Raw genomic sequence first — 15,614 nt, 5'->3', positions numbered from 1 at the left:
TGCAACGGACGGGGTTCGCTGGCCAGTCGATCCCGTCGATCAATGGGTATTCCCAATCTCGTCCCACCTCTCGAACACGCCAGGCCGGATTGCCTTTTCTGTTCGATTCGGGACCATCCTCTTGAGAACCCATTACCCAGGAACCGTTTTGACGGTTCCTGGGTAATATGTTCGGAGGAAACCAGCGGGAGAGGAGACCTCTCCCGCTGCATTCCGATATTACTTAACGTCGACCTTGGCGCCGGCGTCCTCAAGCTTCTTCTTGAGATCAGCGGCTTCAACCTTGTTGACGCCTTCCTTGACAGCCTTCGGAGCGCCTTCGACGAGGTCCTTGGCTTCCTTGAGGCCGAGACCGGTGATGGCGCGGACTTCCTTGATGACGTTGATCTTGTTGGCGCCGGCCTCAACGAGGATGACGTCGAACTCGGTCTTTTCTTCTTCAACGACGGCAGCAGCAGCGCCACCGCCAGCAGCAGCAACGGCTACGGGAGCAGCTGCAGATACGCCCCACTTCTCTTCGAGCAGCTTGGAAAGCTCAGCAGCTTCCAGAACGGTCAGAGCAGAGAGGTCTTCAACGATCTTTGCGAGATCAGCCATTTTGATAGTTCCTTATATTCGGTTCGAACTTGATTTGGGTATGAACAGCGAAAAACCGCCTTAAGCGGCTTCCTCGTCCTTCTTGGCGTAGGCCGCGAACACGCGGGCAAGCTGGCTTGCCGGTGCTGCAACAACCGTAGCGACGCGGGTAGCCGGGGCATTCAAGAGGCCCAGCAGCTTGCCGCGAAGCTCGTCCAGCGAAGGCAGGGTCGCAAGCGACTTGACCGCATCCGCAGTGAGCGTGGTTGCACCCATGGAACCACCCAGAACAATGATCTTGTCATTGGTCTTGGCGAAATCCATGACGACCTTCGGAGCCGTTACCGGGTCTTCGCTGAATGCGATCAGCGTCTGACCCTTGAAGAGATTTGACATCCCTTCCGACTCCGTACCCTGAAGAGCGATCTTGGCCAGACGGTTCTTCGCGACTTTGACGGTGCCGCCAGCAGCGCGCATCTTCGAACGAAAATCGTTCATCTGCGCAACTGTGACACCAGCATAGTGGGCCACGACAACCGAACCAGAAGCCTTGAAGACTTCGTTCAGCTCCGTGACAAATTCGCGCTTTTCCGCTCTTTCCACTGTCTGTCTCCAGTTGACGGGACCGCAATCCTGCAGGCCCCATCGGGTTGCCTTTGCCTCAAGGGATCCCTTGATTAGGACCCCAAGCGACGCTTGAGGATCCTGTCCCCTCGCACTGTCGCCACAGGGGCTCCAGGCACAAGGCACACTAGGCTCGAACCGATTTTACGAGGCGCATGGCACCTCAAAAATCTCGGGTCTTACCCGTCTCATGCAGGCATCAAGTGATTAAGGTCGAAACCACCCGCAATCTCGGACAGGAATTCCCAGGTTTCCCTGGGAAATTCCCGGCCCCGAAGGACCGGGAATTCATGCAGTCCGGAACCCGAAGACTCCGGACGAAACTTTTAGATCGTCACCGTCGACGGATCGATCTTGACGCCCGGACCCATGGTCGAGGAGATCGCTACCCGCTTGAGGTAGTTGCCTTTGGCGCCTGCCGGCTTGGCCTTGATGACGGCGTCAGCGAAGGCCTTGATGTTTTCTTCAAGAGCCTTGGCTTCGAACGAAGCCTTGCCGATACCGGCGTGGATGATGCCGGCCTTTTCGACGCGGAACTCGACAGCGCCGCCCTTGGAAGCCTTGACGGCGCCCGTGACGTCCATGGTGACGGTTCCGACCTTCGGGTTCGGCATCATGCCGCGGGGGCCGAGGACCTTACCGAGACGGCCGACGAGCGGCATCATGTCCGGAGTGGCGATGCAGCGATCGAAGTCGATCTTGCCGCCCTGGACGATTTCGACGAGGTCTTCGGCGCCGACGATGTCCGCACCGGCTGCCTTGGCTTCGTCAGCCTTGGCGCCGCGTGCGAAAACGGCAACACGAACGTCACGGCCAGTGCCGTTCGGCAGATTGACCACGCCGCGGACCATCTGGTCTGCGTGACGCGGATCGACGCCGAGGTTCATCGCGATTTCGACGGTTTCGTCGAACTTGGCGACCGCACGTTCCTTGACCATCGAGATGGCGTCGGTGAGCGCTACGAGCTTGGTCGGATCCACGCCTTCGCGGATCTTCTGAATACGCTTTGCAAGCTTTGCCATGTTAAGCCACCACTTCCAGGCCCATGGCGCGGGCAGAGCCCTCGATCATGGCCATTGCGCCTTCGAGATCAGCAGCGTTCAAATCCTTCATCTTCGCCTGGGCGATGGTCTGGATCTGAGCCTTGGTCAGGGTGCCTGCCTTGGCGCCCTTGCCCGGGGTCTTGGAACCCGAGGTGATCTTCGCTTCCTTCTTCAGCCAGTAGCTGACCGGAGGCTGCTTCATCGCGAAGGTGAAGGACTTGTCCTGGAAATAGGTGATGACGACCGGGATCGGCATGCCCTTTTCCATTTCCTGCGTGGCAGCGTTGAACGCCTTGCAGAATTCCATGATGTTGATGCCGCGCTGACCAAGTGCAGGACCGATCGGCGGGGACGGATTGGCCGACCCTGCCTTCACCTGCAGCTTGAGGTGGCCCATAACTTTCTTAGCCATAACTCTCTGCCTTTCGTTAGAGACCGGTTTCCCGGTCCGACATGCCGGCTTTCACCGGCGGCTGCGGTTGCGTGGTTCGGTCGAGATGCCCGGCTAAGGCACCATCCCTCCCACGCGCTTGCGGCAAACGCCGCACGAGGCCCGCCGAATAAACGGCCGGCCCCATTTCGAAACTCATCAGACCTTTTCGACCTGAGCGTATTCCAGCTCGACCGGGGTCGCACGACCGAAGATCGAGACTTCCACCTTGAGGCGGGAGCGCTCTTCGTCGACATCCTGAACGGTGCCGTTGAAGGACGCGAAAGGACCGTCCGAAACGCGAACCTGCTCGCCGATCTCGAAAGTGATCGAGGACTTCGGCCGCTCGACGCCTTCCTGGACCTGGCCAAGGATGCGCTCGGCTTCAAAGTCAGGGATCGGAACCGGCTTGTTGTCGGAACCGAGGAAGCCCGTGACCTTCGGCGTATTCTTGATCAGGTGATAGGCTTCGTCGGTCAGGTTCGCACGAACCATGACGTAGCCCGGAAAGAACTTGCGCTCCGAGTCGACCTTGCGGCCACGACGCACCTCGACGACCTTCTCGGTCGGCACCAGGATCTTCTCGAACAGATGCTCAAGCCCCTTCTGGCGAGCCTTGTTCTCGATGTCCTCAGCCACCTTCTTCTCAAAATTGGAATATGCGTGGACGATGTACCAACGCGCCGCCATCTTTAATTCTCCAGATTCAAACGCTGACGTTCAGTACGAGACGGAGCAACCATCCCATGAGCTGGTCTGCAGCGAAGAAAAACAGCGCGGCGAACACAACCATTACCAGAACCATGGCCGTGGAAATCATGGTCTCGCGACGCGACGGCCAATGGATTTTCGACGCTTCGGATCGCACCTGGCGCAGAAACGTAACTGGATTGGTCTTGGATGCCATTGATTGCCCACGCAATTACGGCGCGTAAAGCTGAACTTGCTCAGCCCCACGCACCGCGTGTCTGTTTTGACCTACATAAACACCCCTTCCCCTTTACACAAGTGGGAAAACAGTGTTCGATGAAATTTCGCCGTTTTGCACGGCGACCATTTCCCGACAATTCCGCTGCGGATAATCTCGCGCCAATCATCTGAAAGTGGCAGGGGCGGCCGGGCTTGAACCGACGACCTGCGGTTTTGGAGACCGCCGCTCTACCAACTGAGCTACACCCCTTCAACCTTGGCGGACCATAAACCGGAAACTCGGCCTGGCCGCCAACTGGCTAGGCGCTCCCTTTAAGGGGATGCGTTGCGCTTTGCAAGAGCATTTTTGATATCCGGACCGTTCTGCCTCAGCTTTCGGCCGGACCCGTCAAACGCCTCGGCAAAGCGAACGCCCGAAAGCGCCGTCCCGGCGCCGCCTGCGCCTATTTCCCTGCCCGGCAGCCGATCCGCAATGGCTTCGATTGATCGGCAGAGGCTCCCCCAGGAGGTCGGTCGGGAGGCGATTCGCAACGGAAGCAATCGGTGGGGCCGCGCTTACACCAGTAGAGGTGATCGCCGACGGGCATTTACGCTTGCCCCCAACCCGTCACCGGGCGGCGACTTGCCGGCTCGGGTGGGTGTCTGCCCGCCTCCCCGGCCGGTATCCGTCAATTCCACGGTCGGCCTGACAGCGCCCGGCTGTAGCGGGCCCGTCGTCGCGTAAGGGGCTCGGCAGTCTGCGATGTGCCGGGCCGCGACAAAAGCTCATTTCCGTGGCGAGAGCACGCTTTTTCCCAAAGCTGACTCAGGGTGAGCCGCCCGATTGACTCAAGGGCAGGGCTTGAATGCGAAAGGCCCCGCCGTTGCCGGCAGGGCCTTTGCTATTTGATGTCGCTATCGATTACTCGATGATCGAGGCGACGATGCCGGCGCCGACGGTGCGGCCGCCTTCGCGGATCGCGAAACGCAGCTTTTCTTCCATCGCGATCGGAACGATTAGCTCGACTTCAACCGTGACGTTGTCGCCCGGCATCACCATTTCCGTGCCTTCCGGCAGCGATACGATGCCCGTCACGTCCGTCGTGCGGAAGTAGAACTGCGGACGGTAGTTGGTGAAGAACGGCGTATGACGGCCACCTTCTTCCTTCGTCAGGATGTAGGCTTCGGCCATGAACTTCTTGTGCGGCTTGACCGAACCCGGCTTGCACAGGATCTGGCCACGCTCGACGCCGTCACGGTTCACGCCGCGGACGAGAGCGCCGATGTTGTCGCCGGCCTGGCCCTGGTCGAGCAGCTTGCGGAACATTTCAACGCCGGTCACCGTCGTCTTCGAGGTCGGGCGGATGCCGACGATCTCGACTTCTTCGCCAACCTTGACGATGCCGCGCTCGACACGGCCGGTCACGACCGTACCGCGACCCGAGATCGAGAACACGTCTTCGATCGGCATCAGGAACGGCATGTTGATCGGACGCTCAGGCGTCGGGATGTAGGCGTCGACAGCGGCCATCAGCTCGCGGATCGAATCTTCGCCGATCTTCTTGTCCGAATCTTCAAGAGCGGCCAGCGCCGAACCCTTGATGATCGGAATGTCGTCGCCCGGGAAGTCGTAGGACGACAGAAGTTCGCGCACTTCCAGCTCGACGAGCTCGAGAAGCTCGGCGTCGTCGACCTGGTCGACCTTGTTGAGGAACACGACGATTGCCGGAACGCCAACCTGACGGGCGAGCAGGATGTGCTCGCGGGTCTGCGGCATCGGGCCATCGGCAGCCGAGCAGACCAGGATCGCGCCGTCCATCTGGGCAGCACCGGTGATCATGTTCTTCACGTAGTCGGCGTGGCCGGGGCAGTCGACGTGGGCATAATGGCGGGCAGTCGTCTCATATTCGACGTGCGCCGTCGAAATGGTGATGCCGCGTGCCTTTTCTTCAGGAGCCGCGTCGATCTGGTCATAGGCCTTGTACTCGCCGAAGTACTTCGTGATCGCGGCCGTCAGCGACGTCTTGCCATGGTCAACGTGACCGATCGTGCCAATGTTGACGTGCGGCTTGTTGCGCTCAAACTTGCTCTTTGCCATTGAATGCTTCCTGTGAACATAAGGGTGGACCCGGCGACCGGGTTTGGTGTCGCCGTTTAAGGCTTTCCACTAGAATGCGCAAGACATAATTACGACGCGCGCCCGGACAAGGGGAGCAGGCGAAATCGGCTTGAAAATGCCCGGGGACGGCCGGTTCAGCACGCGCTCAGGGCAAGATCCAGACCGGCTCTGATTTCGGGCTTCAGCGAACTGACGAGCGCCGTAAGCGCAAAAAGCCCCGCGGTCGGGTAAGGCCGCGGGGCTCCAGGTCCGCCTTGATGACGCCAGTATAGCACAGAAGTTTGTTCCGGGACTGCCTGTCGGCCACCGCACCTACCGGCCGGGAGCTCGCACTGGATGCGCGGCCCAAAACGACGCGGGGACCCGTGCCTCATTCCGGTCGACGGAAGCTTCTGGTCCCACGGCATGGCGCAAGCCGCACGATCGCCGGGCCTGCTTCGACAGGGACGCTGGAAAGCGTTGCACCACAGGCACGCCGTCATTGTAAATCGTTGAGATTGTGGAGCGGGTAGCGGGAATCGAACCCGCGTATTCAGCTTGGAAGGCTGCTGCTCTACCATTGAGCTATACCCGCGGTGTGGTGTCCGATCAGAGACGAATGGTGGAGAGAGTTGGATTTGAACCAACGTAGGCTGAGCCAACGGATTTACAGTCCGTCCCCTTTAACCACTCGGGCATCTCTCCAGTTTTTCGTCCGGATCGTGAGACCAAGTTCGTCAGACCTTGAAGCTTGCCGCCCCTCGATCTGCGCCGCGTATATGACCGCCTCGTTCTCGTCTGTCAACACGAGTAAGAAGCAAAAATGACGAAAATAAATCAGCCGCTCTTTCGATCCGCCTCCCCGTCGAGGGCTTTGCCCGGAGAGCGAGGATGGCTATAAGGCCTGATGAGCAAGGACGACAAAGAAGACAAATCCACCCGCGACACCCATTATGCGACGCTTCGGCGCGCCGTGCGCGACTCCAAGCGCGAGCGTGGCGAAATTCCGACGCCGCCGCTGAAACGGCCGAAATCCAACAAGGACTGGAAACCGCCGCAGCTTCAACCCGAACAGGTCTTCCTCTATGGCCTGCACACGGTGCGCGCGGCCCTCGACAACCCCGAGCGCAAGCTCATCAAGCTGTCGGTGACGCAGAACGCCTTCGCGCGGCTCGAGATCGGCGAACCGGAGACGCTGTCCTTTCCGGTCGAATTCGTCTCGCCGCAGGATATCGACAAGGTGCTCGGCCCCGAAGCCATCCACCAGGGCGTGATGCTGGAAACACGCCCCCTGCCCGTCCGCCGGCTGGAAGGCTTGAAGGCAAGTCCGCTCCTGCTGGTCCTCGACCAGGTGACCGACCCGCACAATGTCGGCGCGATCATGCGTTCGGCGGTCGCTTTCGGCGCCGGCGCCGTCATCACCACCCAGAGACATAGCCCGACCGAATCCGGCGTACTGGCCAAATCGGCCTCCGGCGCGCTGGAACTCATACCTTATATACAGGTCACTAATCTCGCCGACGCGATCGAGGAACTGCACCGGCTCGGCTTCCAGACGATCGGGCTCGATTCGGAAGGCCCGGCCCCGCTCGAAGGCACGTTTGCCGGTGGCCGGATCGCTCTCGTGCTCGGCTCGGAGGGCAAGGGCCTGCGGCAGAAGACCCGCGAGACGGTCAACGCGCTTGCCCGCCTCGACATGCCGGGCGCCATCAAATCGCTCAACGTCTCGAACGCCGCCGCGATCGCGCTCTACGCGACACAGCAGCATCTCGCCAAGGCCGGTTGAACCGAGCCGTTTTAGACTCCCATGCGCGGGGCAAACGTGTCATGGGAAGTCTAAGCAACCGACGTGACCAGCCTCCATGGAATTCATGCTCGCTACATTCGAACAAGCCGCGCTGCTCGCGGGCAAGGCCATCCTGGACATCTACAGGGCTGGGCCGAGCACCAGCTACAAGGCCGATCGGTCCCCGGTCACGGAGGCGGACGAGCGGGCTGAAGAAATCATCCTCGCCGAACTTGCCCGAGCTTTTCCGGAGATTCCCGTCATCGCGGAAGAATCGGTCGCGATGGGGCGCATCCCGTCGATCGAAGGGCGCTCTTTCATCCTTGTCGATCCCCTCGACGGTACCAAGGAGTTCATAAACAACCGCGAGGATTTCACGGTCAACATCGCTCTCATCGAGAACGGTGCGCCGATCCTCGGCGCCGTTTATGCCCCTGCCCTCAAGGTCGCCTATCTCGGCGGCGGCGGACGGGCGGAAAAACTCGTCGTCGATGACAATTTCGCGGTGACGAGCCGGGAGCCGATCGTCGCAAGGCCGGTCGGGAGCCGGCCGATCTGCGTCGCGAGCCGCTCTCACAATTCCGCAGAGACCGAGGCCTTCCTCGAGAAATCCGGCGCCGCCGATATCCGCAGTATTGGTTCCTCGTTGAAATTCTGCCTGCTGGCGGAGGGTGCCGCCGATCTCTATCCCCGCTTCGGCAGAACCATGGAATGGGACACGGCCGCCGGCGACGCCGTATTGCGCGCGGCGGGCGGCAGCACGGTCACGCTCGACGGGGCGCGGCTTACCTATGGCAAGACCGGTCGCGCGGACATGCTGGATTTCGCCAACCCCGATTTCATCGCCTGGGGATCGCGGCCTGGAAACTCCTAGCCGTCGTCCCATTGTCATCACCCGGTAACATTGGCCAGTCAGGGGGGCCTCCCGGGGTAACGCCCACCCAGGCCTGTGACAGGCAGCCAAGCCGACGCGTTGCATTCCCTTTCGGATGCGCTTAGGAAACCGCTGCGCGTGAGATTGCCGAGCAAAGATGAGGATTGTTGATGCGTATTGTGATGGTTGGATCGGGTTATGTCGGCCTCGTGTCGGGAGCCTGCTTTGCGGATTTCGGACATGACGTCATCTGCGTCGACAAGGCTGAGGAAAAGATCGAGGCGCTGAAAAAGGGCGGCATCCCGATCTTCGAACCCGGCCTCGAGGCTCTGGTCGAATCGAACGTCAAATCCCGTCGCCTTTCCTTCACCACCGAGCTCGGCCCGGCGGTTGGCGATGCCGATGTCGTCTTCATCGCCGTCGGTACGCCCTCGCGCCGCGGCGACGGCCATGCCGACCTCGGTTATGTCTATGCCGCGGCACGCGAAATCGCCGAGGCGCTGACCGGCTTCACCGTCATCGTTACCAAGTCGACCGTCCCGGTCGGCACCGGCGACGAAGTGGAGCGGATCATCCGCGAGACCAATCCGGATGCGGATTTCGCCGTCGTCTCCAACCCCGAATTCCTGCGCGAAGGCGCTGCGATCGAGGACTTCAAGCGTCCGGACCGTATCGTCGTCGGCCTTTCCGACGAGCGCGCCCGCGGCGTGATGACGGAAGTCTACCGTCCGCTCTATCTCAACCAGTCGCCGCTCCTCTTCACCAGCCGCCGCACGTCCGAACTGATCAAATACGCCGCAAACGCCTTCCTGGCGATGAAGATCACCTTCATCAACGAGATGGCCGACCTCTGCGAGCGCGTCGATGCCGACGTCCAGGACGTTTCGCGCGGCATCGGCCTCGACGGGCGCATCGGCTCGAAATTCCTGCATGCCGGCCCCGGCTATGGCGGCTCCTGCTTCCCCAAGGACACGCTGGCGCTCGCAAAGACCGCTCAGGACTATGACAGCCCGGTGCGCCTCATCGAAACCACTATCGCCGTCAACGACACCCGCAAGCGTGCCATGGGCCGCAAGGTGATCGCGGCCGCCGGCGGCGACGTGCGCGGCAAGAAGGTCGCCGTCTTCGGGTTGACCTTCAAGCCGAATACCGACGACATGCGCGACAGCCCCGCGATCGCCGTCGTCCAGACGCTGCAGGATGCCGGCGCGATCGTGTCCGGCTACGATCCGGAAGGCATGGCAAACGCCAGGCAGATGATGGATATCGAATTCGCCAGCGGTCCCTACCAGGCCGCTGAAGGCGCCGATGTCGCGGTTCTGGTGACCGAGTGGAACGAATTTCGCGCACTCGATCTGGAGCGCCTGAAGTCCGTCATGAAGAGCCCTGTCCTTGTCGACCTGCGCAATGTCTATCGGGCGCGGGAGGTGGAAGCGCATGGCTTTGCCTATACCGGCGTCGGCAAGGTGCACTAGGACAGTCCCGAAGGCGTCGGGATTGAAGGCACCGGCCTGGAACCTTGGGCGTTGCGCGAGGGGTGTCCTGAATGTTCCTGGTGCCGAAGGCTTTCAAGCGGCGGCTTGATTAGGCATATTGCATGCCGATGATGTTTCGCCATCTCATGCAAACAGGCCTGGCCTTGTCATTGGCAGTCCCGCCCCATGGCGGGAGCATTGCGGCTGCCGAAGACCCCGCCGCTCCCGAATGCCGATACGAGCGTGCGGCATCGGGCGGCATGGACCGGCTCTGCATCCGCTCCGAAACCTACAATCATGATCTCTGCCAGGTGATGGAGCGGCTCGCCGTGACGAACGGGCTGCCGCCGGAGTTCTTCGCCCGCCTGATCTGGCGCGAAAGCCTGTTTCGGGCCAATGCGGTGAGCCCGAAGGGCGCCGAGGGCATCGCCCAGTTCATGCCGGCAACCGCGAAGATCCGGGGGCTGGCGAACAGCTTCAATGTCGCCGAAGCGCTTGTCGCGTCCGCTCTCTATCTCGTCGATCTGCGCGACCGTTTCGGCAATCTCGGCCTTGCCGCCGCGGCCTATAATGCGGGCGAAGCCGGGCTGGAAACATTCCTGAAGGCCGGCCGGCTGCCGATCGAGACGCGCGACTACGTGTACGCGATTACCGGTCACTCGGCGGAGACATGGAAAGACAATCCGCCGAAGGTGGCGGCTCAGTCCCTTGCCCCCGGAAAATCCTTCATCGACGGCTGCGTGCGGCTCGCCAATACGAGGCGGCTCAACGAGACCGTCCTGATCGCCTCGGCGGATTGGGCGCCATGGGGCGTGCAGCTTTCGGCCCACTACAATCCGAATATCGCCAGCCAGCTGTTTGCCAGCACGATCGGCCGGCTGCCGGCGCCGCTCAACGCGGAACGGGCGCTCGTCGTGCGGCAGAAACGCGGCAATTTCGGCTATCGCCCGCGCTATGCGGCGCGGATCGGCCGCGCCACCAGAGCCGAGGCGACCGACTTGTGTAGCAAGATCAGGGCACAGGCGGTGCCCTGCACGGTGTTCCGGAATTGAGATATTGGAGTTCGGAGCGGGAGGAAGTCACGGCCTGACCGCTGCGGCCCGATGGGTTTGGTCGGCCGCAGGTGCAAAGAAAATGCTGCCGGGCTGCTCGTGAAGGCCTTCCGCGCGGAGTGCCTCGCGCACCGCGGGCCGTTCGGCCACGTGAGAAAAGAAGGCCGAAAGTTTCGGCCATCGATCGAGGTCAATGCCGATCCAGGGCGACCAGTTAAGGCAGACGAAGAGATAGGCATCCGCGACCGAGAAACCTGTCCCATCCAGATAGGGTTCTCCGATCCGGCCGTTCAGCCAGTCGAGCCGGTTCGACACCAGTGCGCGGATCGCCTCGTGCGACGGCGCATAGGCCGCGCTGAACAACATGGCCATCGGCTTGTGCAGTTCCGCGGTGATGAAGTTCAGCCGGGATTGCATGCGGCTGCGCGCCAGGCTTCCTGACTCGGGAAGCAATTTGCGTCCGCCCGGCACGCTTTCGGCGAGAAACTGGACGATCGCCGGCCCTTCCGTCAGCACCGCCCCGTCATCGAGCATCAGCGCCGGTACGTAACCCGTTCCGTTGATCGCGAGATAATCGTCGCCATCCGACGTGCGGTGGTTCGCGCGATCGACCATAATGGTTTCGATCTCGAGCCCCAGCTCGCGGCAGACGATGTGCGGGGACAGCGAACAGGCGCCGGGGTGCATATAGAGCTTCATCATTTGCTGTTTCCGATTCTGCGCGGTTGAGTATTTGTACTATTTCGCATAAAATTCTGATCGTCAATAATTTAATGCGGATCAGTACAAAATGAGCGAAGCTAGGAAACGTGGGCGACCGCGGGCTTTTCACGCCGGAACTGCGATCGAGAAGGCACGCGAGGTCTTCTGGGACAGAGGGTTCGAGGGCACGTCGCTCGATGCGCTAAGCGCTGCGACGAACCTCAACCGCCCGAGCCTCTACGGCGCCTTCGGCGACAAGCAGGAACTCTATCTCGGCACCCTTGCCGGATACCGCGACGACAGCCTCGATGCCCTGACGGAAGCGCTCGATCCCTCCCTACCGCTTGCGGAAAATCTCGCGGAAATCTATCGCCGGTCGCTCGCCATCTATCTTTCGGGAGAAACCGCGCAGCGCGGCTGTTTCCTGATCGGTACCGCCACGGCGGAGGCGATCCAGCATCCGCGGGTGCGCGACATGCTGCGCATCAGCCTCGAAGCCTTCGATACCAGGATCGAGCAACGGCTGGCCTTGGCGATTGAAAGAGGTGAGCTACCGGAAGGTTCCGACCCGCAGACGCTCACCTGGCTCGCCTCTTCCGTCATGCACTCGCTAGCTGTTCGCGCCCGCGCCGGAGCCTCCCGCGAGATGCTGGAGGCTCTCGCAAAGGCCGGCGTCGAGATGGTCTGCGGTCCGAAGCGGCAGGATTAGCTCGCGGCTTTCAGCATGCTCGTACGGAAGGACAGAGAAAGCCTCGCGGCAAACGCCAAATTCCGTGATGTTTCGAAGCCGCAAAAACTGGAAGTGCTTGGTGCCCCCGCCAGGGTTCGAACCCGGGACCCCCTGATTACAAATCAGGTGCTCTACCAACTGAGCTACAAGGGCACTTTCGAGTGGGGAGTTACCAGATTTTCCCCTGCTGTAAAGAGAAAATCGCTGCAACATCACATACCGTGCATTCGAGCTGGGTTGTTTCACTTACCGGCGATGGCGCAAGGCGCTTGTCCAAAAGCCTGTTTTTCCTGTACTTAATGCCGTCCGGCCGGCATGGTCCTGTCACAGGCTCGTGTTAGCTCAATTGGTTACAGCGTCCCTTGCGCGGCCCTTCGGGCGGCGGCACCCTTAAAGGCCCGTTCATGTCGTCCCAGACGAACAAGCTCTCCATCATCGCCTCGACGGCCCCGGAAGCACAATCCGCGCTGGAGGAGCTCGTGCGGCTCTACGGCAACGTGCCGACCGCGCAAGCCGACGTGATCGTCGCGCTCGGCGGCGACGGGTTCATGCTGCAGACGCTGCACGACACGATCAACACGGGCAAAAGCGTCTATGGGATGAATTGCGGCTCGGTCGGCTTCCTGATGAACGATTTTCGCGCCGAAAAACTTCATGAGCGAGTGGCCGAATCGGTGGAAAACGAATTCCACCCGCTGAAGATGACGACGGAAAACGAGGACGGCTCGACATCGGTGGCCCTCGCCATCAACGAGGTCTATCTTTTCCGGCAATCCTATCAGGCGGCCAAGCTCAGGGTGGAGATCGACGGCCATGTGCGGCTGGAGGAACTGATCTGCGACGGGCTGATGATCGCCACGCCCGCCGGTTCGACCGCCTACAATCTCTCGGCGCATGGGCCGATCCTGCCGCTAGAGGCGCCGCTGCTCGCCATGACGCCGGTCTCGGCATTTCGCCCGCGGCGCTGGCGCGGAGCACTGCTGCCGAACCACGTCTGCGTCGATATCCACATCCTCGAACCGGAAAAGCGGCCGGTCAATGCGGTTGCCGACAATACCGAGGTGAAGTCGGTGCTGAAGGTGCGGGTGGCGCAATCGACCGAAATCACCGCACGCATCCTGTCCGATCCCAACCATTCCTGGTCTGACCGGATCCTCGCCGAACAGTTCAACAACTGACTCAGCGTCAGCGTGTGTGACTCAGCGTTAGCTCACGCAGATGAAACCTGTTGCGCTTGCGTGAAACTCAGCGCTTCGGTGTAAAGGCGCGCAGAAAAGTGCGGGTGGCGTTCGCCGCCATCTGGTCGATCTCCGATTCGGGCGTCTGGCGGCCGATCTGCTGATCGTAGCGAAGGTCAGTCGCCAGAAGCGCCATATACTGGCGGGCGGCAAGCGCCGGATCGTCGATCTCGAGGTAACCGCCATGGGCGAGCTGTGCCAGGCGGGCGGCAATCGCCGGATATTTCTTGCCCGGCCCGTATTCCTTCCAGGTTTCGAAAAGCTCGGGGAATCGGGCGCCTTCGGTCTCGACCACCTTGCGCAGCCAGCGGCCGTTCGGGTCGCAGATCGCCTTGCGCAGGAGCTGGGCCGAAAATTGCGTCAGCTCCGTCTCGATATCCTGCGGCGTCACGGGGAAAGTATCGAGCACGCGAAAGAAACCGGCGCTGGAGCGGTCGGTGATTTCGGCGACCACGACCTTGAAAAGATTATCCTTGTCGCCCAGCTGATTGTAGATCGTCTGGCGCGATACCCCTGCCCTTGCCGCGATCGCATCGATGCTGGCGCCGCCAAAACCTTCCTCGGCAAAAACATCGGCTGCAGCATTGAGGATCGCCTGGCGCTTATTCTGCGCTGGCGGCCAGGTGTCGTAATCGCGCGGAAGTTCGGCAGACGAATTTTTCATGACATCACCATAGCGGGGCTTGACGGATTGGACAATTGTGTCCAAAATATTTTACATGATTGTTTAGGCCCATTCCCCCGCACATGGCCGGCTCTCATATTCATCTCCCATAATCGTCCTCGCCCTGCCGTTACCACGGCAGATGTGGTGACGGGAAAGGTTTTTTCCAAATGCAAAGCAGAGCTCCTTCGCATGCCCTGTCGCTCGGGCTGCTCTCCGCTATCGGGCTTTTCGCCCTCGACATGTATCTCCCGGCATTGCCGACCATCAGCGTAAACCTCAATGCCGACAGCCATGCGGTGCAGGCGAGCCTGATCTCCTTCTTCGTCGCCATGGCGGTGTCGCAGATCGTCTACGGCCCGGTCTCCGACATGTTCGGCCGCAAGAAGCCGCTCTATGTCGGTCTCGCTCTTTATGCCATCGGGGCCGTCGGCTGCGCGCTGTCGCCGTCGATCGAGTGGCTGATCGCCTTCCGGTTCCTGCAGGGCATGGGCGCCTGCGCCGGCGTCGTCATCTCCCGCGCCATCGTCCGCGACCTGCATACGGGTCCGGCTGCGGCCCAGCTGATGTCGCGGCTGATGCTGGTATTCAGCGTCTCGCCGATCCTCGCACCGCTTGCCGGCAGCATCGTCACAGTGTTCGGCGACTGGCGGCTGATCTTCTGGGTCATGGTCGGCGCCGGGGCAGTCGGCGCCGTCGTTGCAGTGTTCTTCCTCGAAGAAACCCGCCTGCCGGCGGCGCGCAGCGAAAGCAGTCTCGCCAGCGCGCTCAAGTCCTATGGCACGCTGCTCCGGGATCCCTATTATCTCGGGCTGGTGCTGATCGCCTCCTTCGGCATGTCGAGCTACATGATCTATGTGGCGAATTCGTCCTTCGTGCTGATCGAGCATTACGGCCTGTCGCCGACCTTCTACAGCATCGTCTTCTCGTGCAATGCGGTCGCCTTCATCGGCATGTCGCAGCTGAACGGCTGGCTTTCACGCAAGATCGGGCTGCGGAAAGTGATCCGTGGCGCGGTGTTCGGGTATTCGACGATGATGGTCCTTCTGGCCCTGGTCACCTCGCTTGGCATCGACCGTCTCGATGTGATGGCTGCCTTCCTGTTCGGCGGCTACGGCTTCCTCGGCATGATCATCCCGACGGCGGCGGTATTGGCGCTCGAACATCATGGCCGGATCGCCGGCACGGCGTCCGCCATGATGGGCACGATCCAGTTCGTGACATCGGCGGTCGTGATCGGCCTCGGCGGCATGTTCGTCGACGGCACCTCGCTGCCGATGGTCACGGTCATCGCGCTCTGCTCGGTGGTGGTCTTTCTGCTGTCGCTCGTCGTGCTTCGCAGCCGCCAAGGGGCCATGGCGGCCGCTGCGGAATAACCATCCGCCTCGTCCAACAAAAAAGCGGCCGGATCAC

The 15,614-nt window shown here is 61.3% G+C and carries 16 protein-coding genes and 4 tRNA genes; 7 read left to right on the top strand and 13 right to left on the bottom strand.

What is annotated here, in order from left to right:
• Window positions 1-219: 219 nt before the first annotated feature.
• From rplL to LZK81_RS08460, 10 genes are all read right to left on the bottom strand, one after another.
• Window positions 220-597, bottom strand: coding sequence for a 50S ribosomal protein L7/L12 (rplL, locus tag LZK81_RS08505; protein WP_046605445.1), 378 nt, complete (start codon window positions 595-597; stop codon window positions 220-222).
• Window positions 598-657: 60 nt separating this feature from the next.
• A complete protein-coding gene (gene rplJ / locus LZK81_RS08500) occupies window positions 658-1,215 on the bottom strand; it encodes a 50S ribosomal protein L10 (protein ID WP_245363563.1) in 558 nt (185 codons plus the stop codon).
• Between the two features lie 311 nt (window positions 1,216-1,526).
• Complete coding sequence (gene rplA / locus LZK81_RS08495; RefSeq protein ID WP_046605446.1) at window positions 1,527-2,222, bottom strand: 50S ribosomal protein L1; 696 nt, start codon at window positions 2,220-2,222, stop codon at window positions 1,527-1,529.
• Between the two features lies 1 nt (window position 2,223).
• A complete protein-coding gene (rplK, locus tag LZK81_RS08490) occupies window positions 2,224-2,655 on the bottom strand; it encodes a 50S ribosomal protein L11 (protein WP_037088457.1) in 432 nt (143 codons plus the stop codon).
• A gap of 177 nt (window positions 2,656-2,832) precedes the next feature.
• A complete protein-coding gene (nusG, locus tag LZK81_RS08485; protein ID WP_007770615.1) occupies window positions 2,833-3,363 on the bottom strand; it encodes a transcription termination/antitermination protein NusG in 531 nt (176 codons plus the stop codon).
• Between the two features lie 16 nt (window positions 3,364-3,379).
• Window positions 3,380-3,580: a preprotein translocase subunit SecE gene (gene secE / locus LZK81_RS08480; RefSeq protein WP_037088459.1), complete on the bottom strand. Its 201-nt coding sequence runs from the start codon at window positions 3,578-3,580 to the stop codon at window positions 3,380-3,382.
• A 197-nt stretch (window positions 3,581-3,777) separates the two neighbouring features.
• A tRNA-Trp gene (locus LZK81_RS08475) sits at window positions 3,778-3,853 on the bottom strand.
• Window positions 3,854-4,504: 651 nt separating this feature from the next.
• Window positions 4,505-5,680 carry an elongation factor Tu gene (tuf, locus tag LZK81_RS08470; protein WP_233955839.1) on the bottom strand — a complete coding sequence of 392 codons (1,176 nt, stop codon included), beginning with the start codon at window positions 5,678-5,680 and terminating at the stop codon, window positions 4,505-4,507.
• Between the two features lie 521 nt (window positions 5,681-6,201).
• Window positions 6,202-6,275 (bottom strand) — tRNA-Gly (locus LZK81_RS08465).
• 25 nt (window positions 6,276-6,300) lie between these two features.
• A tRNA-Tyr gene (locus LZK81_RS08460) sits at window positions 6,301-6,385 on the bottom strand.
• Window positions 6,386-6,587: 202 nt separating this feature from the next.
• Here LZK81_RS08460 and rlmB point away from each other — a divergent pair.
• The 4 genes from rlmB (at window position 6,588) to LZK81_RS08440 (ending at window position 10,867) form a co-directional block, all read left to right on the top strand.
• Window positions 6,588-7,466: a 23S rRNA (guanosine(2251)-2'-O)-methyltransferase RlmB gene (gene rlmB, locus LZK81_RS08455; protein WP_233955837.1), complete on the top strand. Its 879-nt coding sequence runs from the start codon at window positions 6,588-6,590 to the stop codon at window positions 7,464-7,466.
• A gap of 85 nt (window positions 7,467-7,551) precedes the next feature.
• Window positions 7,552-8,340: a 3'(2'),5'-bisphosphate nucleotidase CysQ gene (cysQ, locus tag LZK81_RS08450; RefSeq protein WP_046610010.1), complete on the top strand. Its 789-nt coding sequence runs from the start codon at window positions 7,552-7,554 to the stop codon at window positions 8,338-8,340.
• 170 nt (window positions 8,341-8,510) lie between these two features.
• Complete coding sequence (locus LZK81_RS08445; RefSeq protein WP_046609984.1) at window positions 8,511-9,815, top strand: UDP-glucose dehydrogenase family protein; 1,305 nt, start codon at window positions 8,511-8,513, stop codon at window positions 9,813-9,815.
• Window positions 9,816-9,973: 158 nt separating this feature from the next.
• Window positions 9,974-10,867: a transglycosylase SLT domain-containing protein gene (locus tag LZK81_RS08440; protein WP_418936499.1), complete on the top strand. Its 894-nt coding sequence runs from the start codon at window positions 9,974-9,976 to the stop codon at window positions 10,865-10,867.
• Between the two features lie 27 nt (window positions 10,868-10,894).
• Here the strand turns inward: LZK81_RS08440 and LZK81_RS08435 are convergent, their stop codons facing one another.
• Window positions 10,895-11,566 (bottom strand): glutathione S-transferase N-terminal domain-containing protein, encoded by a 672-nt coding sequence (locus LZK81_RS08435; protein ID WP_233956506.1) that lies wholly within the window; start codon window positions 11,564-11,566, stop codon window positions 10,895-10,897.
• 91 nt (window positions 11,567-11,657) lie between these two features.
• On the opposite strand from LZK81_RS08435, the gene LZK81_RS08430 reads away from it, so the two are divergent.
• A complete protein-coding gene (locus tag LZK81_RS08430) occupies window positions 11,658-12,278 on the top strand; it encodes a TetR/AcrR family transcriptional regulator (protein ID WP_233955833.1) in 621 nt (206 codons plus the stop codon).
• Window positions 12,279-12,376: 98 nt separating this feature from the next.
• Here LZK81_RS08430 and LZK81_RS08425 read toward each other — a convergent pair.
• Window positions 12,377-12,452, bottom strand: a tRNA-Thr gene (locus tag LZK81_RS08425).
• Window positions 12,453-12,703: 251 nt separating this feature from the next.
• On the opposite strand from LZK81_RS08425, the gene LZK81_RS08420 reads away from it, so the two are divergent.
• Window positions 12,704-13,477: an NAD kinase gene (locus tag LZK81_RS08420; RefSeq protein WP_233955831.1), complete on the top strand. Its 774-nt coding sequence runs from the start codon at window positions 12,704-12,706 to the stop codon at window positions 13,475-13,477.
• A 67-nt stretch (window positions 13,478-13,544) separates the two neighbouring features.
• On the opposite strand, the gene LZK81_RS08415 is transcribed toward LZK81_RS08420, so the two are convergent.
• Window positions 13,545-14,201, bottom strand: a complete 657-nt coding sequence (locus tag LZK81_RS08415; RefSeq protein WP_233955829.1) for a TetR/AcrR family transcriptional regulator — start codon at window positions 14,199-14,201, stop codon at window positions 13,545-13,547.
• Window positions 14,202-14,371: 170 nt separating this feature from the next.
• On the opposite strand from LZK81_RS08415, the gene LZK81_RS08410 reads away from it, so the two are divergent.
• Window positions 14,372-15,577 carry a multidrug effflux MFS transporter gene (locus tag LZK81_RS08410; protein WP_233955827.1) on the top strand — a complete coding sequence of 402 codons (1,206 nt, stop codon included), beginning with the start codon at window positions 14,372-14,374 and terminating at the stop codon, window positions 15,575-15,577.
• The last annotated feature ends 37 nt before the right edge of the window (window positions 15,578-15,614 follow it).

Source organism: Neorhizobium galegae (assembly GCF_021391675.1).
Lineage (GTDB): Bacteria > Pseudomonadota > Alphaproteobacteria > Rhizobiales > Rhizobiaceae > Neorhizobium > Neorhizobium galegae_B.
This window is presented reverse-complemented; position numbering and strand designations above follow the sequence as displayed.